This window comes from Promicromonospora alba (genome assembly GCF_042654905.1).
Taxonomy (GTDB): Bacteria; Actinomycetota; Actinomycetes; order Actinomycetales; family Cellulomonadaceae; genus Promicromonospora; species Promicromonospora alba.
Window position 1 is genome coordinate 339,284 of sequence record NZ_JBHSFI010000001.1, and the last position, 19,320, is coordinate 358,603.

15 protein-coding genes are annotated in these 19,320 nt (G+C 71.7%); 5 read left to right on the plus strand and 10 right to left on the minus strand.

Annotated elements, in window-relative coordinates:
* Positions 1-7 precede the first annotated feature (7 nt).
* From ACFO6V_RS01615 to ACFO6V_RS01630, 4 genes are read right to left on the minus strand one after another with little or no spacing between them, the layout of a single operon-like run.
* Positions 8-2,860: an alpha-L-rhamnosidase gene (locus tag ACFO6V_RS01615; protein WP_377131477.1), complete on the minus strand. Its 2,853-nt coding sequence runs from the start codon at positions 2,858-2,860 to the stop codon at positions 8-10.
* Between the two features lie 10 nt (positions 2,861-2,870).
* Positions 2,871-3,710: a carbohydrate ABC transporter permease gene (locus tag ACFO6V_RS01620; protein WP_377131479.1), complete on the minus strand. Its 840-nt coding sequence runs from the start codon at positions 3,708-3,710 to the stop codon at positions 2,871-2,873.
* On the minus strand, positions 3,707-4,591 hold the full coding sequence (locus ACFO6V_RS01625) for a carbohydrate ABC transporter permease (protein ID WP_377131482.1): 885 nt from the start codon (positions 4,589-4,591) through the stop codon (positions 3,707-3,709). The genes ACFO6V_RS01620 and ACFO6V_RS01625 overlap by 4 nt, the downstream gene beginning before the upstream one ends.
* A gap of 7 nt (positions 4,592-4,598) precedes the next feature.
* The gene (locus tag ACFO6V_RS01630) at positions 4,599-5,915 is read right to left on the minus strand and encodes an ABC transporter substrate-binding protein (RefSeq protein ID WP_377131484.1); all 1,317 of its coding nucleotides are present in this window, start codon (positions 5,913-5,915) and stop codon (positions 4,599-4,601) included.
* 133 nt (positions 5,916-6,048) lie between these two features.
* Between ACFO6V_RS01630 and ACFO6V_RS01635 the strand changes: the two genes are divergently transcribed.
* Positions 6,049-7,116, plus strand: a complete 1,068-nt coding sequence (locus ACFO6V_RS01635; protein ID WP_377131487.1) for a LacI family DNA-binding transcriptional regulator — start codon at positions 6,049-6,051, stop codon at positions 7,114-7,116.
* Positions 7,117-7,123: 7 nt separating this feature from the next.
* Here ACFO6V_RS01635 and ACFO6V_RS01640 read toward each other — a convergent pair whose 3' ends face one another.
* Positions 7,124-8,005 (minus strand): sigma-70 family RNA polymerase sigma factor, encoded by an 882-nt coding sequence (locus ACFO6V_RS01640; protein ID WP_377131489.1) that lies wholly within the window; start codon positions 8,003-8,005, stop codon positions 7,124-7,126.
* Positions 8,006-8,202: 197 nt separating this feature from the next.
* Between ACFO6V_RS01640 and ACFO6V_RS01645 the strand changes: the two genes are divergently transcribed.
* Complete coding sequence (locus ACFO6V_RS01645; RefSeq protein WP_377131491.1) at positions 8,203-8,694, plus strand: DoxX family protein; 492 nt, start codon at positions 8,203-8,205, stop codon at positions 8,692-8,694.
* Positions 8,695-8,779: 85 nt separating this feature from the next.
* Positions 8,780-9,571, plus strand: a complete 792-nt coding sequence (locus tag ACFO6V_RS01650) for a GNAT family N-acetyltransferase (protein WP_377131493.1) — start codon at positions 8,780-8,782, stop codon at positions 9,569-9,571.
* Here the strand turns inward: ACFO6V_RS01650 and ACFO6V_RS01655 are convergent.
* The 3 genes from ACFO6V_RS01655 to ACFO6V_RS01665 form a co-directional block, all read right to left on the minus strand.
* Positions 9,561-10,514 carry a DUF808 domain-containing protein gene (locus ACFO6V_RS01655; protein ID WP_377131495.1) on the minus strand — a complete coding sequence of 318 codons (954 nt, stop codon included), beginning with the start codon at positions 10,512-10,514 and terminating at the stop codon, positions 9,561-9,563. The genes ACFO6V_RS01650 and ACFO6V_RS01655 overlap by 11 nt on opposite strands.
* Before the next feature lie 99 nt (positions 10,515-10,613).
* The gene (locus ACFO6V_RS01660) at positions 10,614-13,370 is read right to left on the minus strand and encodes an NPCBM/NEW2 domain-containing protein (RefSeq protein ID WP_377131497.1); all 2,757 of its coding nucleotides are present in this window, start codon (positions 13,368-13,370) and stop codon (positions 10,614-10,616) included.
* A 117-nt stretch (positions 13,371-13,487) separates the two neighbouring features.
* Positions 13,488-15,653 carry a heavy metal translocating P-type ATPase gene (locus ACFO6V_RS01665; RefSeq protein ID WP_377131499.1) on the minus strand — a complete coding sequence of 722 codons (2,166 nt, stop codon included), beginning with the start codon at positions 15,651-15,653 and terminating at the stop codon, positions 13,488-13,490.
* 215 nt (positions 15,654-15,868) lie between these two features.
* Here ACFO6V_RS01665 and ACFO6V_RS01670 point away from each other — a divergent pair, with 215 nt between their 5' ends.
* Positions 15,869-16,315 (plus strand): CHRD domain-containing protein, encoded by a 447-nt coding sequence (locus tag ACFO6V_RS01670; protein WP_377131501.1) that lies wholly within the window; start codon positions 15,869-15,871, stop codon positions 16,313-16,315.
* A gap of 95 nt (positions 16,316-16,410) precedes the next feature.
* Here ACFO6V_RS01670 and ACFO6V_RS01675 read toward each other — a convergent pair whose 3' ends face one another.
* Both ACFO6V_RS01675 and ACFO6V_RS01680 read right to left on the minus strand, forming a co-directional pair.
* Positions 16,411-17,685, minus strand: coding sequence for a hypothetical protein (locus ACFO6V_RS01675; RefSeq protein WP_377131503.1), 1,275 nt, complete (start codon positions 17,683-17,685; stop codon positions 16,411-16,413).
* Positions 17,686-17,723: 38 nt separating this feature from the next.
* A complete protein-coding gene (locus ACFO6V_RS01680) occupies positions 17,724-18,557 on the minus strand; it encodes a phosphotransferase (protein WP_377131505.1) in 834 nt (277 codons plus the stop codon).
* A gap of 36 nt (positions 18,558-18,593) precedes the next feature.
* On the opposite strand from ACFO6V_RS01680, the gene ACFO6V_RS01685 reads away from it, so the two are divergent.
* Positions 18,594-19,319: an AAA family ATPase gene (locus ACFO6V_RS01685; protein ID WP_377131507.1), complete on the plus strand. Its 726-nt coding sequence runs from the start codon at positions 18,594-18,596 to the stop codon at positions 19,317-19,319.
* Position 19,320 lies beyond the last annotated feature (1 nt).

Sequence of the window (19,320 nt, forward strand, 5' to 3'; positions counted from 1 at the left end):
CGGCCGGTTACCCCACCACCGGCACCACCCGCCGTGAGTTGAGCCCGTCGAGCGCCTCCTGCAGCCGTTCCTTCGCGGCGGGCGGCAGCCGCACCAGCTCGTCGTCCAGGGTGCGCTGGTCGGTCCACTCCTTGAGGGAGCGCAGGGTTCCGCCCCACTCCGCACCGAGCGCGTCGACGGCGGCCAGCACCGCCTCGTAGGCCTCCGGGTCGTCGGCGATCTCGCCGAGCGTGGAGTTCAGCGTGACGGCCCGCGGCTCTACCCGCGCACGTGGGTCAGGCACCGTCCACTCGTGGTGACCGGAGCCGACCTCGGTCTCGGTCCCGCCGGGCAGCACCACCACCGCGGTCGTGTTCGGCGGCACGACCGCGCGCACGACCAGCTGCCCGTCCTGGGCCGTCCAGCCCGCCTCGGCCATCCCGTAGGCGGTCTCGAACCGGGTCGCGGCCCGGTCCAGGCCCGCGATCGGCACGGGCGCCACCCGCAGCCTGCGGTAGCCGTGCGTGTCCGGGGCCAGCCCGGCGACCGTGCGGTGCAGCCAGTCGGCGACCGCGCCGAAGGCGTAGTGGTTGAACGACGTCATCTCGCCCGGGTTGATGCTCCCGTCGGGCAGCATGCTGTCCCACCGCTCCCAGATCGTCGTGGCCCCCATGGTGACGGCGTACAGCCAGGACGGCACGCCCGTCTGCAGCAGCAGGCGCGCGGCGACGTCGGCATGGCCGGTCGACGTCAGCGCGTCCTGGATGATCGGCGTGCCCACGAACCCGGTGCCGATGCGGTACCCGGCCCGACGCACCAGCCAGGCGAGCCGGTCGCCCATCGCCGTCCGCGTCGCCTGGTCCACGAGGTCGAAGGTGATGGCCAGCGCGTACGCGGTCTGCGCGTCGGAGACCACCCGCCCGGCCGGCGTCGTGTACTCGCGGACCCACGCCTGCCGGGCGCGCTCCGTGAGGTCTCCGTACCGCGCGCCGCCATCGGCGTCGCCGAGCTCGCGCGCCGCGGCGGTGACGAGCTGGAGCGAGCGCACCAGGTAGGCGCTCGCCACGATGTCGGGGTCGGCCTTCGCGCCCGCCGGGTCGTCCGGCGGCGCGTCCGGGTCGAGCCAGTCCCCGAACTGGAACATGCCCTCCCACAGCAGGCGGTCGCCGGCCACGGCCAGCAGCGCGTCGGCCCACGCCCGCATGCTCGGGTACTGCTCGGCCAGGGCGCGCCGGTCGGCGAACCGTTCCAGCAGGGTGGTCGGCACGACCGTCGCGGCGTCGCCCCACGCGGCGGCCGGCTTCGCCCCGAAGGGCAGCACCATCGGCACGACGATCGGGCAGACGCCGTCGCGCGCCGCCTGCTCGGCGGCAACGTCGCGCAGCCACGAGGCGAGGAACGCGTCGCTGTCGAACAGGTAGCTCGCCGTCGGGCCGAAGACCTGGATGTCGCCGGTCCAGCCGAGGCGTTCGTCGCGCTGCGGGCAGTCCGTCGGGAGCGAGACGAAGTTGCCGCGCATCCCCCACACGACGTTCTCGTGCAGCCGGTTGACCCGCTCGTCCGAGCACTCGAACCAGCCGGTGCGCCGCATGTCGCTGCTGATGACGACGGCGGTGACCGCCTCCCGCGCGACGTCGAGGGTCAGCTCCCCAGGCCACCCGTCGATCTCGGCGTACCGGAACCCGTGGAAGGTGAACTCGGGCTCGAAGACGTCGTCGCCGCCGGAGAGCACGAGGTGGTCCGTGGCGGCGGCGGCCCGCAGCGGCCGGACGCCGAGCTCCCCGTGCTCCAGCACCTCCGCGTGCCGCAGCGTGATCACCCGGCCTCTCTCCCCCGTGACCCGCACCCGGAGCCTGCCGACCAGGTTCTGCCCGAAGTCCAGCACCGTCCGCCCGGACGGCGTGGTGATGACGTCCTGGACCGTGAGCTCGTCGACCCGGCGTACGGGCTCGGCGATCGCGGGCTCGGGCACCGCCCCCGGCTCGTCCGGCCGGGTGTGCACCTGGACGGACGGCCACGCAGCGTCGTCGAAGCCCGGCAGGCTCCAGCCCGGTACGGCGCGGCGCGCGTCGATCCGCTCGCCCGCGTAGATGCCGCTCGTCACCACGGGCCCGGTCACCGCGCCCCGCCAGTCCGGCCCGGTGGTGAGCACCCGGGTGGTCCCGTCGGACAGCACCACGTGCAGCTGCACCGCGACGGCGGGCTGCTCCCCGTAGAACGGCTTGGCCGCACCGTGGAACCCGAACCGCTCGGTCCACCAGCCGCCGGCCAGCCGCACCCCCACGGCGTTCGCGCCCGGACGCAGGAGGGCCGTGACGTCGGTCGCCTCGTGCACGACGCGGTGCTGGTAGGCGGTCCAGCCCGGCTTGAGGACAGCGGAGTCGACGTCCTGCCCGTTGATCTCCACCTGGTAGACGCCGTGGGCGGACGCGTAGAGCGTGGCGTGGGCGACGTCGGCGCCGAGGTCGAGCTCGGCGCGTAGGAGGCCTGGCACGGCGGGTTCCGGCGGGTCGGCGAGCCCGACGAACGGCGCGACCCACTCGCCGTCGGCCAGGAAGACCGAGCGCACGGTGACCGGGTCGCTCCAGGGCGACACGGCGCCGTCGACGCCCGTGACCCGCACCTCCAGCGTGTGCCGGGCGTGCGGCAGCAGCGGGTCGAACGGCCAGGCGACGGACCGGGACTCGTCGGAGTCCAGGCGCGCCACGCGCTCGCCGGCCCGTCCGCCGTCGAGGCGTATTTCGGCCTCAGCCTGCCACCAGCCGGGCACGGCAGACTCCACGGTCCAGCTCAGGCGCGGGGTCGGTGTGTCGGCGAAGTCGCCGTCGGTCCGGCGCTCGACGCGGACGCGGCCGACCGACGTCGGGGATTCGTTGTTCACAGTGAGCCTCTCAGCCCTTGACCGCGCCGGACGTCATGCCGGCCACGATCTGGCGGTTGAAGAAGATGTACATGACCAGGGGCGGCACGGTGATCAGCAGGATGTCCATGAACAGCAGGTTGAACTGGCTGACCATCTGGCTCTGGAAGTTGTAGAGCGTGAGCTGGACCGTGGCGTTCTCGTCCCCCGGCAGGAAGTACAGGGGGTTGGTGAAGTCGTTGAACACGGCCACCGCCTGCACCACGACGACGGTGATGATCACCGGCCGCAGCAGCGGCAGGATCACGGAGAAGAAGAGCCGCAGGGGCCCCGCGCCGTCGATGATCGCCGCCTCGTCGAGCTCGCGCGGGATGGTCGCGACGAACGCGCGGAACAGCAGGATGCAGAACGACAGGCCGAACGTCGCCTCGATGAGGATGAGGCCGGGCATCGTCTTGAACAGCCCCAGCCGCTGCAGCACCCAGATCGTCGGGACGACGGCGGGCGGCACGATCAGGCCCGCCAGCACGAAGAAGTTGACGACGGGGTTGAGCCGCGAACGACGCCGCTGCAGCAGGTACCCGACCATCGCCGCGAGGATCACCATGATCGCCACGCTGACGACGGTCAGCACCGTGCTGTTCACGAAGGCCCGCACGACCACCCCGTCGCGTGTGGCGAGCACCTCGGCGAGGTTCTCGCCGAACGCCCAGTCCTTGGGCCAGGAGAACTCCAGCCGGGAGGCGTCCGACGCGTCCTTGGCCGCCGTGAGGAAGATGAACGCGAACGGGACGAGGAAGACCACGACCGACGCGAGGATGGCCGAGATGCCCGCTGTCAGCGAGACGGCTCTGGATCCGGTGCGCCTCATCGGTCGACCTCCTTACGGTTCAGCAGCATCGAGATCGGCACCATGACCGCCGTCACGACCAGGAAGAGGATCACGTTGCCCGCGGTGGACAGCCCGTAGAAGCCGGCCTGGTACTGCTTGTAGATGACCGACCCGATGACGTCGCTGGTGAAGCCCGGCCCGCCGCCCGTGGTCGCCCAGATCAGGTCGAACGACCGCAGCCCGCCGATGAGCGACAGGATGATGACCGTCGCCGTGGCCGGCTGGACCAGCGGCAGCGTGATCGAGCGGAACTGCTGCCAGCGGCTGGCGCCGTCGACCCGCGCGGCCTCGTAGTACTCCTGCGGGATGGCGACGATGCCCGCGATGTAGATGAGCGTCGCGATGCCGAGCCCCTTCCAGACGTCGACGGCGGCGATCGTGAGCAGCGCCTGGCTCGGGTCGGTGAACCACCCGGGCCCGTCGATGCCGAACGCGGCGAGCATCGTGTTGACGACGCCGTCGAACGGGTCGAGCAGCGCCTTGAACGTGATGCCGACGCCGATCGTGGAGACCAGCACGGGAAAGAACACGACCGACCGCAGGTACCCGCGGCCCACGAGCTGCGAGGTGAGCAGCACGGCCAGCGCCAGCCCGAGCACCACCTTCGCGCCCGACGTCACGAAGCCGTAGACCAGCGTGTTCACCAACCCCTGCGAGAGCTGCGGCTCGGAGAAGAATTGGACGTAGTTCTCCAGGCCGATGAACTCCGTGTCGAACAGGGTCCAGCGGGTGAGGCTGAAGTAGAACGACGCGAACGTCGGCACCGCGAAGAACACCAGGTAGAGCGCCGCGGCCGGCAGGTAGAACCACGACGGGTAGATGCTGCGCTGGGTGGCCGAGGTGGAGCCCGCCGCTACCATCCCTCGCCTACCATCCCTCGAGGCCGAGCTGCTTGGCCTGGTTCTCGACGTCCTGGTCGTAGAACGCCGCGGCGTCCTCCGCGCTGCGGATGCCGGACCCGACCTCTACCGTCACCTTCTCCAGGTTCGGGCCCTTGACCGGCGAGAGGAACTCCAGCGCGTTCGCCGTCCTTCCCTCGTCGAAGTACGCCTGGATGTCGGCGAGCAGCGGCGGGGCGGAGTCCAGCACCTCGCACGTGCCCGCGTACGGCCCTGCGGGCGGGAGCATCTCGTTCTGGATCTCGCACCCGGCCTCGCTGTTGGCGAAGGCGACGAACTCCTTCGCCGCCTCGAGCTCGGCGCCCTCGGTGGACCGCGGGACGTACAGCGCGTTCGGCTGCCAGATGGTCGCCTGGGTGTTCCCGGCCTCCTCGGCGGGCAGCGCGAAGAACCCGAGGTCGTCGACGCCGTCTGGCGTGTTCTGCATGACCGTCTGGATGACGTTCGACAGCATCGGGTAGTGCGCGCCCTCGCCCTCGGCGACCATCCGCGCGCCGTCCGGGAACGTCGCGGACGCGAAGTCCTCGTTGAAGTACCCGGCCTCCGCGACCTCCTGCTGGTGCTGGAACCCCAGGAGCGCGGGCTCCTGCGCGTACGAGCGCTGGTGCGCCGTGTACTGCTCAGCCCACTCGGGGTCGACGGCGAGCACGTTCGCGAAGTCGCCCAGCACGAAGAGCTGGCTCGTCCACGTCTCGCCGTACGTCTGGATGACCGGCGCGACGCCGTCGCCCTCGGCGGCGATCGTCTCGTTGTTCGCCATGAACTCGTCCCAGGTGGTCGGGACGGTCAGCCCGAGCTCCTCGTAGAGCGGCTTGTTGTAGACGATGCCGCCGGCGAAGGACGCGCCGAGTGGTGCGCCGTACGTGCCGTTCTCCGTGCTCACGACGGGCACGAACTCCTCGGTGAGCGAGCCGACCCACTCCTCGTCGCTCAGGTCGACGAGCGACGAGTCGGGGTTGAGCGCCTGGAGCAGGGAGCCGGAGTTGTAGAAGAACACGTCGGCCATCTCGCCCGTGGACAGCCGGGTCTTGATCAGGTTGTCGCCCTCGGTGCCGCCGGGGCGGATCTCCACCGTGACCGAGACGTCGGGGTTCTCGGCCTCGAAGGCCTCGACCAGGGCGTCGGCGACCTCGGGGTTCGGCGCGTCGTTGGTCGTGAGGAAGGTGATCTCGGTGGTCCCGTCGGCGGCGCCGGACGAGGAGCATCCGGCGAGGGCGAGCAGCGGGACGGCCGCGGCTGCCAGGGCCGCACCGGGCGGGCGGGGACGGCGATGACTGATGGACATCTCTCTACCTCCTTGTAGAGCGAAAGGATCGTAGAGCGATCTACACACTCGACGAATGAATCCTTTCAGCGCCTTCACGCTAGCGAGGGCCCCTGTAGAGTGTCAACCGGTCTACAGAATCGGGAACAGAGTCGTGACCCCAGCAGAACCCCGGCCCGACGGCGCCCGGGCGGGCAGCCCGCGGCCCTCGACGATCGAGGACGTCGCCCGCGAGGCCGGCGTCTCCCGGGCCGCGGTGTCCAAGGTGATCCGCAACGCGTACGGCGTCAGCGACCGGATGCGCACGCAGGTGGAGGCGGCGATCGAACGCCTCGGGTACCGGCCGCGCGTCGCCGCGCGCGCCATGCGCGGCGCGAGCTTCACGTTCGGGTTCGAGATCCCGCAGGTCGGCAACGACTTCCTCACGATGATCGTCGACGGCGCCACGGAGGCCCTCGCGGAGACCCCGTACCAGATGATCATCGCCCCGCTCGGCCGGGACCAGAAGGGCGACATGGCCATCAACAGCCTCGTGGACCGTCAGGTCGACGGCATAGTGGCCATCTCGCCGCGCGTCGACCCGGCCTGGATCGAACGCATCGCCGAACGCATTCCCGTCGTGATGATCGGCCGCCACGACCGGTCCGACCGCTACGACACGATCACCGGCGACGACCGGTCGGGCGCCGAGCAGGTCATGTCGCACCTCCTCGACCAGGGCCACCGGCGGATCACCCACCTGACCATCCACCCGTCGCGCCCCGAGCCGCCGTGGGCCGGCCAGGCGGGCGACGAGCCGCACGTCATCCGCACCGCCGTCTACCGCGAGCGCATGGCGGCCCTCGGCCTGGAGCAGTCGGTGGTGCACACCATGTTCGACGGGTCGGAGGCGCACGACGCGACCCGCGCGCTCCTCGCCTCCCCCGAACCGCCGACGGCGATCTTCGCGGGGAACGACACCCTGGCGATCGGCGTGCTGAGCGCCATCGCGGAGGCCGGGCTCGACGAGCGCGACGTGTCGGTGGTCGGCTACGACAACATCCCGATCGCCGGCCACCCCTTGGTCTCGCTGAGCAGCGTCGACCAGAGCGGTGTGCTGATGGGCCGCGAGGCTGCGCGCCTGCTCTTCGAACGGCTGTCGGGCCGCACCGAGGCCGTGCAGTCGCAGATCGAGGCGACCCTCCGCGAGCGCCGGTCGAGCGCTCCGCCGCGGCGGCCCTGAGCCGAGATCAGCGCGGCGGGAGCAGCGCCGTGGGAAGCAGCACGGTGTGGATCTCGGTGACCAGCCCGTCGACGACCAGGAGCCGGATCAGCGCCACGGGATCGCCGTCCCGGGTGGCGACGACGGCCATGCCGTCGTCGAGGGCCAGCGGTGCCAGCTTCCAGCCGGAGTGCGGGCCGAGGTAGCGCAGGGAGCCGGCTGCCACGCGCTCGACGCCGGTGTCGGACCCGACCCGTTCGCCGCCGAGGGTCGCCCAGCCGGACACGTCCGGGTGCAGGACCTGGGCCAGGGCGTCGAGGTCTCCCCCGGCGCACGCGGCGACGAACCGCTCGACGACACTCTGCAGGTCCGGGTCGACGGGCGGTGCGGCCGGCGCGGGACCGGAGTCCCGGACCGCGCGCCGCGCCCGGCTGGCGAGCTGCCTGCACGCGGCGGGGCTGCGACCCACCAGCTCGGCGACGTTCTCGAACGGGATGCCGAACACGTCGTGCAGCAGGAAGGCCGCCCGCTCGCCCGGCGTGAGCCGGTCGAGCACCACGGCCAGGGCGCGGCGGATCTCGTCGTCGAGGGTGACGCGGTCGGCCGGGTCGGGCGTGTCGGCGGCGACGTCGAGGCCCGGCGCCGTCGGGTCGTGGGGTGCGGAGAGGCGCTTGTGCGCCGAGCCGATCCGGTCCAGGGCGAGCCGGCGCACGACCACGACGAGCCAGCCCCGCAGGTCCCGGATCTGCGCGACGTCCTGCGCCGCGAGGCGGGCGAACGCGTCCTGCACCACGTCCTCGGCCTCGGTGCGGTCGGCGAGGATCCGGTGCGCGACCGCGAGCAGGTAGGCGCGGTCGTCGCGCGAGGCGGCGACGACGCGCCGGGCCGCGCCGGGTTCGATCTCGGTCATGCACACAAGACGATCCGGGGCGCTTCTGTGTGACGGCGCGGTGTGACGGCGCGGTGTGACGGCGCGGTGCGACGGCGCGGTGCGACGGCGCGGTGCGACGGCGCCCGGCGTCACACACCGGCCCGCCCGTTCGTCCTGTCCCGCACCGGGCGCCAACCGCCGTCCGAACCGGACCGAACTCATTCCCAAGGAGCATGATGCTTACCACCACCCTGTGGGCGGCGCAGGCCGTCCTCGCACTGTTCTTCCTGTTCGCGGGCCTGCCTAAGATCGCCGGTCGCGGTATCGACCGCTGGACCGGGTTCGACGACGTCCCCCGCCCGCTCACCGTGGTGATCGGGATCGCGGAGGTCGCCGCGCCCGTCGCGCTCGTCCTCCCGATGCTGCTCGGGCGCCTCGAGTGGACGACGCCGCTCGCCGCGGCCGGTCTCGCCGTCGTCACCCTGATGGCGAGCGGGTTCCACGTCCGGGCCGGCGAGTGGCTGCCCGCGCTCGAGACGGCGCTGTGGGCCGCGCTCGCCGGGGCCGTCGCCATCGGCCGGTGGGGCCTCCTGGGCACCGGACCGACCCTGGCGGCGGAGCTCCTGGTGCCTGTCATCGGGGTACTCGTCGTGGCCCTGGTCGTCAACATCGTGGCGATCTTCCGGACGCCGGCACCCGCACGCACCCCGGAGCCGGCGCTGCGCTGACGGACACGACGGGCGGCCCGGCCGGAATGCGACCGGCCGGGCACCCGTTGGAGAACTACGTGAACCCCACGTACGGAACCCTCGTATGAGCGTCATCGACGCGGCACCCGACAACGCGGTGCCCGACAACGCAGCACCCGCCGGCACGGCACCCGACTACGCGGTGCTCGACTACACGGTGCTCGACAACCCGGCGTGGTCCGCCCTCACCGGCGCGCACGCGCACCTGGCGGAGGGCAACGACCTCGCCCGCCGGTACCCCGCCGACGTCTCGCCCTTCGCCGCCGTCCGGAGCTGGGACGACCCCGGCGTCTGGGACGCGGTGATCGAGCTGGTCGGGTACGACGCCGAGTTCCCCGGCCCGCCCGAGTCGGTCGCACTGCCGCCCGGCTGGGTACGCGGCGAGCCCTTCCAGGGTGTGCAGCTGGTCGAGACCGAGCGCCTGCACGGCCGGCCCGACGACGAGGCGGTGCTCCTGGGCGCCGCCGACGTCCCCGAGATGCTCGACCTCGTGGCGCGCGCCCAGCCCGGGCCGTTCCTTCCCCGGACCTACCAGCTGGGCCGGTACGTCGGGATCCGGCGCGACGGGCGCCTCGCGGCCATGGCCGGCGAGCGCCTGCAGCCCGCCGGCTGGACCGAGATCAGCGCGGTCGCAACCGACGAGCGGTACCGCGGGCAGGGCCTGGCCACGCGCCTCGTGCTGGACGTCGTCCACCACATCCACGAGCGCGGCGCGCGCGCCATGATGCACGCCGCGGCGAGCAACACCCACGCGATCGGGCTCTACGAGAAGCTGGGCTTCGCGGTGCGCCAGCGCGTGGCGTTCGGCTCGGTACGCACGCCGGCCAGGCCTGCGAGCGCCCCGGTCAGTGGCTGACCGGCTCCTCCTTCTCCTGATCCTTCTTGCGTGAGGGCAGGAGGTGGAGCACCGCCACCACGGCGGCGCCGACGATCAGGCCGACGATCGCCGAGCAGAGCGTGTTGAAGAGCCAGCCGAGGGTGCCGCCGAGCGCGCCGGTGCCGTCGTGGATCGCCACCTCGAGGTGGTGCACCCACTCGTACGGTGCGGGGATCCAGCCGGTGCCGTCCGCGCCGAGGTTGACGAGCAGGATGTGCCCGCCGACCCAGAGCATGGCGATGGTGCCGACCACGGAGATCACGGCGAGCACCCGCGGCATGGCCAGGACGAGCCCGCGGCCGAACGCCTTGGCGAACCCGGACTCGTACTGGGCCAGCCGCAGGCCGACGTCGTCCATCTTCACGATGGCCGCGACGATGCCGTAGACGATGATCGTGATGACGAACGCCACGACCACGAGGATCAGGAGCCGGGACCAGAAGGCCTCGTCGGCCACCTCGGCGAGCGCGATCACCATGATCTCGGCCGACAGGATGAGGTCGGTGCGGATGGCGCCCGCGATCATCTTCTTCTCGGCCTCGGGGCTCACCTCGGTGGCCGGGACCTCGGCGTCGTGGTGGCCGGAGACCTTGTGCCAGATCTTCTCCGCGCCCTCGTAGGCCAGGTAGGTGCCGCCGATCATGAGGATGATCGGCAGCAGCCACGGCAGGAACTGGCTCAGCAGCAGCGCGGCCGGGAGGATGAAGATCAGCTTGTTGCGGATCGAGCCCTTGGCGATCTTCCACACGATCGGCAGCTCACGCTTGGCCGCGACGCTGCGCAGGTACTGCGGTGTCACGGCGGTGTCGTCCACGACGACGCCCGCAGCCTTGGCCGTCGCGCGGCCGGCGGCGGCCCCGACGTCGTCGATCGAGGCCGCCGCCAGCTTCGCCAGCGCGGCAATGTCGTCCAGCAGTCCCATCAGGCCACCCACGGCGCCGCCCCCGTCTTAGAGCGATGTGTCGTCATGACCCGCAGCCTATGCAACTTCGGCCGATGAGCGGGCACGCGGTCCGGCGGGTCAGCCCTCCCCGCACGTCACACGGGCGTCCGCCCAGTCGGCATGGTCGAAGTTCTTGCCGTCGGTACCCTCGTCGGCCACCAGGCGCAGGCGGCGCACGCCCCTGACGTCGACGTCGAGCGGGACGCCGCCGTCGTCGTTGGACAGCACCGGCGTCTCGGTCAGCAGGACGCCGTCGCCGTAGACGCGGAACCGCACCGAGCCGACGCCGGTGTCGCCCGGCTTGTTCAGGACCTCGTCGTCGATGCCGACCACCGCCCGGAACGCCGTGCACGTGCCGCCGAGCCACGTGGTCAGCGAGCCGGTGGCGTGCATGCCGACGCCCTTGGCGTAGGTGACGCCCGCGATGGTGATCGGCCGCCCGTCGTCGCCCGCGGCCTCGCCGTTGGACCGGTCGCGCTCGATCGGGCCGTAGCCGTTGGACTCCTCCAGCCAGTCGAGGTCGGAGACGTGGTGGTCACCGGTCAGCGCGGGCGGCGTGACCCAGAGGGTGGCCTGGCTCGCCGCGACGTAGCGGTCCCGCCCGCCGTGGCCGGCGGCCGCACGGTAGGTGACGGCGACCGGCACCTCGAACGTGCCGGTGGCCCCCTCGGCGGGCACCTGTACCTGCCAGGTCACCTCAGCGCTCCGGCCCGCGGCGAGGCGCGCGACCGTCTGCGTACCCTGGTCGGCGGTCCAGCCGGCGGGCAGCTCCGGCGTCAGCCGCACGCCCGTGACGTCCCGGTCGGCGACGGTGAACGTGGCCCGGACCTCGACGGTGGCGCCTGGCTCGACGTCGGCCTCCGCCGGGTCGATCGCGAGCGTCGCGTCCGGCCGGTCCACGACGGGGTCCAGGCAGGACTCACGGTGCCGGGTCGCCTCGCACACGACCGCCACGAACCCGCCGTTGTTCGCTGTCGGGACCGCGAGGGTCTCCCCCGCCCCTGCCCGGAGCGTGGTGTGCACGGTCGCCGAGCCGTTCGTGCCGTCGTCGGTCAGCAGGTCGACCAGCACGCGCTTGCCGCGGGTCAGACCCTCCAGCGGGAGTGCCAGCGGTTCACCGGAGCCGGCGCGCATGCCGCCCACGAACCACCGGTCCCCCGACCGGCGCGCCAGCACGGCGTCCCGGCCCGGCGTACCGCTCAGCAGCCGCACCTCGTCCCAGGTGGTGGGGAGGTTCTGCAGGAACGGCATGGCGTTCGGCTCGTCCGCGTACCCCTCGGGCTTGTCCGAGATGTGCTGCCAGCCCGACTCGTACGCGACGCTCATCGCGACCTGCTGCGCCTTGGACGTCTTGTCGTTGTCGCGGGAGAAGACCACGGGCGTGAAGTCCATCGACCCCACGGCGTTGCGCGTGAACGGCACGATGAGGCTGCGCTCGGGGCTGATCCCGTTCTCCATGCCGCGCACGGACTCGTAGCTCATGATGTGCGGCCACGTGCGCTGCATGCCCGTGGGCAGAGCGGACCCGTGGAAGTTGATCATCAGCTCGTACCGGGCGGTGTCGCGGGCGACGTCGTCGTACCAGCGGTGGATCTCCTGCGAGTCGGAGTCCATGAAGTCGACCTTGATGCCGCTGATCCCCCACGACTTCAGGCGCGGCAGCCACTCGTCGCGCTGCTCCTGCGTGCGCAGGTCACGGCTGTGGAACCAGGCGATGACGTCGACGCCCTTCGTGTGGGCGTACCGCACCGTGCGCGGCACCCAGCTCGCGTTCCAGCCCTCGTCGAGCAGCACGTACTCCCAGCCGTTGCGCGCGGCGAGGTCGACGAAGTCGCGCTGCCGGGCCTCGTCCCGCGGGCTGTCCCAGTCGGTGAGCCAGCTCCAGCTGGACCGGCCGGGCTTGATCCAGTCCGTGCCCGGGTCCAGGGCGCTGGGCGTGGCCAGGTCGTCGACCAGGTTCGAGCCGACGACGGCGGGCAGGTCGCCGACGATCGCCACCCGCCACGGCGTCGACAGGGCGCCCGTCGAGGTGACGGGACGCCCCTCGAACAGGTCGACGTCGTAGCGCAGCGACCCCGCCGTGTGCGTCAGGTGCGCGCCTGAGTAGTCGCCGTGCAGGTCGGCCTCGGTGACCAGCGCGTACCGGTCGCCCTGCTGGAACAGCACCGGGAAGCCGACGCTGCCGCCGCCGTTGCCGGCCGCGGCCGTCGTGGTGGTCCACTCGGCCTCGTAGTTGACAGCGTACGAGCGCTGCATCCACGCCGGTCCGTCCGACGCCGGCTCCCACGCGCCCGACTCGTCGTCCACGCGGTGCTCGCCCGCGCCGTCGAGCAGGTAGCGGTAGGCGACACCGTCCCGGGACACCCGCACGGCGATGCCGAGCCGGGCGCCCGCGGCATCGGCGAACGTGAACACCGACTCGGTGTGGACGTAGGACCGCTGCCCGCTCTTGCCGGTCGTCATCGTGTAGGAGTCGGAGACCCTGCGGTCGCGCCGCTCCACGAACGTCAGGCCGGTGGTGAGGTCCCCGTCGCTGCCGCGCAGCCCCAGGCGCGTGGCCGAGAGCACCGTGTCGCCGCCGGCGACGACGTCCAGCGCCACCTCGCCGTCGTCGTCGAGCCGCACGACGCCGTCCAGGGCCGAGCCGCGCGGGCCGTCCACCCGCCAGCTCGACGCCGTGGCGGCAGTCGGGTCGGTGGTGTCAGCGGTGGCGGGGCCGCGGGCCGGGGCGGCGCTCGCCGACCCGCCGAGCACCAGCCCGCTCGCCACCAGCGCGACCGCCGACACCCCTGTCACCAGGAGAAGAGCAGGACGGGACGCAGCGAACAGCTTCACGAGGTCTCCCTTGACTCCGACGGGCGCCCGGTGCGCCGTCCGTCAGGTTAGGGAACACCCCAGACTGGGTCAATACCCTTATATGGAATATCGACAATATCGGTGCCCACACCGGGCCTACCGACCCGGGCGGAGGTCCAGCCGGCGCAGGAGCTGGGCGTTGAGCGCGACCACTATCGTCGAGAGGGACATCAGGACCGCCCCCACCGACATCGGCAGCACGAACCCGATAGGCGCCAGGACCCCGGCGGCGAGCGGCACCGAGATCAGGTTGTACCCGGCTGCCCACCAGAGGTTCTGCTTCATCTTGCGGTAGCTGGCCCGGGACAGCTCGATCACGGACAGGACCGAACGGGGGTCGTCGCTCGCGAGGATGACGCCCGCGGACGCGATGGCCACGTCGGTGCCCGCGCCGATGGCGATGCCGACGTCGGCCTGCGCCAGCGCCGGGGCGTCGTTGACGCCGTCGCCCACCATCGCGACCTTGCGGCCCTCGCCCTGCAGCTGCTGCACCTTGGCGGACTTGTCCTCGGGGCGCACGCCCGCGAAGTACCGGTCTACGCCGATCTCCTCGGCCACGGACCGCGCGACCGCCTCGGCGTCGCCGGTGATCATGACCACCTGGACCCCCAGGTCGTGCAGCCGCCGGACGGCGTCCGCGGACTCGGCGCGCACCTCGTCCGCGAGCTTGATGCCGCCGACGACGGCGCCGTCGCGCAGGACGTGCAGGATGATCGCGCCGTCACCGCGCCAGGCGTCCGCGACGGACAGCTCGTCCTGGCCGTTCTCCTCGAGCAGGCGCGGGCCGCCGACCCGGATCTCGTGCCCGTCGACCGTCGCAGACACGCCGACGGCGGGCGAGGACGCGAAGCCGGACGCCCGCGGGACGGCGAGCCCGCGCTCCCGGGCCGCGCGCACCACTGCCCGGGCGAGCGGGTGCTCGCTGTCCGACTCCGCGGCGGCGGCGAGCGCCAGCACGGTGTCGCCGTCGGTGTCACCGGCGGGCTGGACGCCGGCCACGGTCGGCTCGCCCTTGGTCAGCGTGCCGGTCTTGTCGAACAGCACCGTGTCCACGGTGCGCATGCTCTCCAGCGCGAGGCGGTCCTTGACGAGCACGCCGCCGCGAGCGGCCCGTTCGGTCGCGATGGAGACGACGAGCGGGATGGCGAGGCCGAGCGCGTGGGGGCACGCGATCACGAGGACCGTGACGGTGCGGACGACGGCGTCGTCGGGCATCCCGGCGAGCGACCAGACGACCGCGGTGATCGCCGCGGCGGCCAGCGCGAACCAGAACAGCCAGCCCGCTGCGACGTCGGCGAGGCGCTGCGCGCGCGACGACGAGTTCTGCGCCTCGGTGACGAGCCGCTGGATGCCGGCGAGCGCCGTGTCGTCGCCGGTGGCGGTGACCTCGACGCGCAGGCCGGAGTCCGTGGCGACGGTCCCGGCGGTGACGGGCTCGCCCGGGCCGCGCGGGACGGTGCGCGACTCCCCTGTCACCATGGACTCGTCCATCTCGGCGCGCCCGTCGACGACGCGGCCGTCTGCGGGGACGCTGCCGCCCGGCCGGACCACCACGACGTCGCCCACCACGAGCTCGGCCGGCGAGACCTTGACGATCTGGTCGCCGTCCACGCGCTCCGCCTCGTCGGGCAGCAGCGCGGCGAGGGAGTCCAGGGCGGACGTCGTCTGCGCGAGCGAGCGCATCTCGATCCAGTGACCGAGCAGCATGATCACGATCAGGAGCGCGAGCTCCCACCAGAAGTCGAGCTGGTGGTCGAGCAGGCCGAGGCTCGCGCCGAGGGACGCGACGAACGCGACGGTGATCGCGAGCCCGATCAGCAGCATCATGCCGGGCTTGCGGGAGCGGAGCTCATCGACCGCGCCGGTCAGGAACGGCCGGCCGCCCCACGCGTACATGACGGTGCCGAGCAGCGGCGAGATCGCGTTCACCAGCGTCGTGTCGGGCAGCATGTAGCCGAGGAGCATCGCGAACATGTCCGAGAACGCGACCACCGGGACGGCCAGGACGAGCATGATCCAGAACAGCCGCCGGAACTGGCCGACGTGATCTCCGTGGCCGGTGTGACCGGCGTGGTCCGCGTGACCGGCGTGGCCCGCGTGGCCCGCGTGCTCCTTGAGGCCGGCGTCGTCACCGCGGTGCGACGCGTGCTCGTCGTGCACCTCGTGGGCCTCACCGTGCCCGTGCTCGTGGCCGTGCTCGTGCTGGGTGGCAGGATCGGACGCGACCGGTTGTCCGGTGGAATGACGGTGTGATTCGTTCATGGATCGCTCCTGGGTTGAGCAGCGACACCCGTGGGGGCGCTTGTAGCTCCAGTTATACCCCTAGGGGGTATCGCGGTCAAGCGCTCCAGGAGGCGCTGAGCCGTGACGCGCGCCGAAGTCTGGTGCAACTGGTGAGGCTCTCGGCACGGACGTAGTGTCAGAAAGGGGACCGCGATCGATGAGGATCGCGTGTCGGACAACAAAGGAGACAGGCCATGTCCAGCAAGCCCTCCGCAATCGTCCGGCCGGCCGCCACGGCGGCTCTCGGCCTCGGACTGGCGCTCGCGGCGGTATCACCCGCGAGCGGCGCGCCGAACTCGGTCCCGCTCAACGTCGGCCAGGAGACGACGGGCTCCCACACCGGTGCGAGCGGCTCGTTCACCTACACGATCGACGGCGCCACCCTGTGCTACACGCTCACCGCCAGGAACCTGTCGGTGGACGCCGTCGCGGCGCACATCCACGTCGGCGACCGGCGCGTCGCGGGCCCCGTCGTCGTGCCGCTCGACGTCGGGGCGGGAACCAGCTTCAGTGTCAGCGATTGCGTGACAGCCGACACGGCACTCCTCTCCGCGATCCAGGACGCCCCGCGGGACTACTACGTCAACGTGCACACACCGACGTTCCCCGGGGGCGAGATCCGGGGGCAGCTCACACACTGATGCCTCGCTGACGCCTGCGTCGCACGGCCGGAGCTCTGCGGTCGCCTGCTAGACGTCGACGTGCGACCGAGTCATTCGCCCGCTACCGGACCCCGCTACCAGACGGAGACCTCGCTCAGGCCGCTGACGCTCCCGTACGCGTCCCGGACGCAGACCAGGCCGGCCTCCACCGGTTTCTTGAACCGGACGGGGTAGACCTCTTCGAACGCGTCTCCGTCCACGGCGCTGCTGCGCACCGCACGCCGCTCGGAGTCGAGCAGCTCCACGGTCAGCCCGCTCGGGCTGAACGGCGTCCGCAGGACGACCAGGCTGACCTCCTGAGGCTCCGGGAGGACCACGCAGACCCGTGGGCGTTCCGCCGTGGCGCAGCGGGCGCTCGGCTCGGGACTCGACGCTTCGTCGGGCGGGCCCACCGAGGCCTCGGCCGCCCCGGGGACGCAGTCGGTGGGGAGCCGGACACCGCTCGTGTCCCACTCCACGTCGCCGTCCGTGATCGGGCAGGGTGCCACCGCCTGCGCGAGCCGCCCGGAGGCCTTGTCCTCGGCCAGGCACTCCGCGCCCCTGGACGGGGGCGTCAGGTCGGCGGGCGGAGGGACGCCGGCGCTGCGATAGGTGGCATCGACCCGCTCGCCGTCGATCCTCGTGGAGGTCTGCGCGACGACCATCAGCTCGGAGGGCGCGTCGGCGTACACCCGGGCGTCCACCCGGGCGGTCGTGCCGGACGTCGGACGGGCGAGCGCTCGCGGCTCGGCCGTGGTGCCCTCCACGGTGCTGGCGGACACCACGGTGTACGTGACCTTCTTCCCGGCCGGTACGCCGGTCGCCGCCGGCCAGCTCACCTGCAGCAGGCCGGCCTTGCCGGTCTCGTTGCCGGTCACCGTGAGCGCGGGCTCCCAGTACACGAGGTCCGGGACCCGCCGCGGCCCGGCTGCGCTCGACGCCGGGAGCGTGAGCACGGTGCTCGGGCCGAAGACGGCGTCGTCCACGTGGAGTGTCGCGGTGGCCTGCAGCCCGGCGGCGGCGTCACCCACCTCGTCGTCCGGCAGCGACCAGAGCCCGCGCTCGTCGGGCTCGGCGTTGACCGCCCGCGGGCAGAACGGCCCGGGGAGCACGCAGAAGAACCCGAGCGACATGGTCGCCGTCACGGCCTTGAGGTCGTTCGCGGTGTCGTACAGGTACACCGAGACGGACGACCGCGGGGCGGAGTCCCCGTCCGAGTGCATGACCCGGCTGTAGAGCGCGCCGGTGGGCTCCGGTTCGGGGGCCGGCTCGCCACGCACCGGGGCGTCATGGTCGTAGAACGTGCACGCGGTCACGGCCAGGAGAGCGACCAGTGTCAGGACCAGGGCACCACACCACTGTCGGAGCACCCGCGGAGGCTACCAGCCGTCTTTCACCCTGGACGTGGTCACGAGGTGAGTTGTTCTCGGATGACGGTTTCGACGTGGCGGCGGATGGGGACGGCGGCCTCGCGGAACCTGCCGTTGGTCACGTGGTGGAGGTACTTGGATGCGGCGACGAGCTGGGCGATGGCACCGGTGTAGGTGTCGAGGGTCTCGGCGAACTCGGTCCGGACGCGCTCGGCGATGTCGGGGTGGAGGATGGCGGAGCAGAGCAGGTGGGCGGCGTCGTATCCGGCCGGTGCCCATCCCCAGTTCTCCCAGTCCAGGATCACCAGGTCAGGCCCGGTGAGGTTGCCGAAGTGCAGATCGCCGTGGGACACGACCATCTCGATGCGGTCGGGGTCGATCTCGATGCCGAACAGGGCCAGCAGATAGTCACGGAAGTCACGGTCACGGACGCTGGTGGTCAGACGCTCGGTGGTGGTCATCAGTTGCAATGGCTCCAGCCCGGCCCGCAACGCTTTCCACCAGGAGTCGGACAGGTCAACGTGGTGGTCCAGGACGAGACCGGTGCCGATGGCCCTCCCGTCGACATAGGTGAGCAGGTCCGCGCGAACCACGCGATCACTGTCCGTCCATTCGACCGACCGGAGGTAGCGCGGCATCGGGATGTCGTCGAAGGGCTCGCCGACAGCAGTGGCGATGCCGTCCCACATCTCGTCCTTGGTCCACTCGGGCCGTTGCGCGGTGACCCGCAGCCACGCCGGTCCCGACGTCCGCGCGGCGAGGGTACGGTCGTAGAGCCCGTGGACCGGTTCGCCCTCGATGGTGACGCCCAGACGCTGAGCGGCCTGAGCAAGGTGCCTGACGAGCCAGTCGTGGCGGTCCTCGTCCGTCATGTCTCTCCTCGTGCTCGGTGTCGTTAGCCTGGTGCCGTGCTGATCGAGCGAGTGCGAGTCAAGCCCGCCCTGGTCGAGGAGGGTGTCTGGCCGTGGACGGTCCCGGCCGTCGCTGAGATCGCTGCCCACGGCCTCAAGCTGACCAGCAACATCGTGATCCTTGTGGGGGCGAACGGGTCGGGCAAGTCCACGGTGCTGGAGGCTATCGCTGAGCGGTACGGGATCGACGTGCGCGGCGGGCACGGCGGGCGCAAGTACGCCAGCGACATCGACAAGAGCCCGTTGGGTGAGGCGCTCGTCCTGGAGCGGACCGATGCCGGGACACACATGGTCCGTCAGAAGGCCAAGGGCTTCTATCTGCGCGCCGAGACCGCCGCGGGAATGCTGGCCTTCATGACTGACGCCGGCGTGCGCGGCTACGGTGACAAGCTGTCGTGGGAAGTCAGCCATGGCGAGTCGTATCTCCAGGCAATAGGGGGCAGGTTCGCGGGCCCCGGCCTGTACCTCCTTGACGAGGCCGAGGGCCCGCTGAGCTTCGAGTCCACATTGCAGTTGCTGTACCGACTACAGGATCTGGTTGCCGAGCACGACGCGCAGGTGATCTACGCGACGCACTCGCCAATGGTCGCGGCACTTCCCGGGGCACAGATCCTGGAGATGACCGAGCGCGGAATTGCTGAACGCGGGTGGGCGGAGCTGGAATCGGTCACCCTGTGGAAGAGGTTCCTGGGTCGGCCGGGAACCTTCTTCGACGTCACCTGAC

Bases quoted from the DNA above. Each gene is read 5' to 3' on its own strand.
- ACFO6V_RS01620 (WP_377131479.1), bottom strand. From the start codon at position 3,710: ATGAGGCGCACCGGATCCAGAGCCGTCTCGCTGACAGCGGGCATCTCG.
- ACFO6V_RS01655 (WP_377131495.1), bottom strand. From the start codon at position 10,514: ATGGGACTGCTGGACGACATTGCCGCGCTGGCGAAGCTGGCGGCGGCC.
- ACFO6V_RS01665 (WP_377131499.1), bottom strand. From the start codon at position 15,653: ATGAACGAATCACACCGTCATTCCACCGGACAACCGGTCGCGTCCGAT.
- ACFO6V_RS01650 (WP_377131493.1), top strand. From the start codon at position 8,780: ATGAGCGTCATCGACGCGGCACCCGACAACGCGGTGCCCGACAACGCA.
- ACFO6V_RS01680 (WP_377131505.1), bottom strand. From the start codon at position 18,557: ATGACGGACGAGGACCGCCACGACTGGCTCGTCAGGCACCTTGCTCAG.
- ACFO6V_RS01670 (WP_377131501.1), top strand. From the start codon at position 15,869: ATGTCCAGCAAGCCCTCCGCAATCGTCCGGCCGGCCGCCACGGCGGCT.
- ACFO6V_RS01645 (WP_377131491.1), top strand. From the start codon at position 8,203: ATGCTTACCACCACCCTGTGGGCGGCGCAGGCCGTCCTCGCACTGTTC.
- ACFO6V_RS01640 (WP_377131489.1), bottom strand. From the start codon at position 8,005: ATGACCGAGATCGAACCCGGCGCGGCCCGGCGCGTCGTCGCCGCCTCG.
- ACFO6V_RS01625 (WP_377131482.1), bottom strand. From the start codon at position 4,591: ATGGTAGCGGCGGGCTCCACCTCGGCCACCCAGCGCAGCATCTACCCG.
- ACFO6V_RS01630 (WP_377131484.1), bottom strand. From the start codon at position 5,915: ATGTCCATCAGTCATCGCCGTCCCCGCCCGCCCGGTGCGGCCCTGGCA.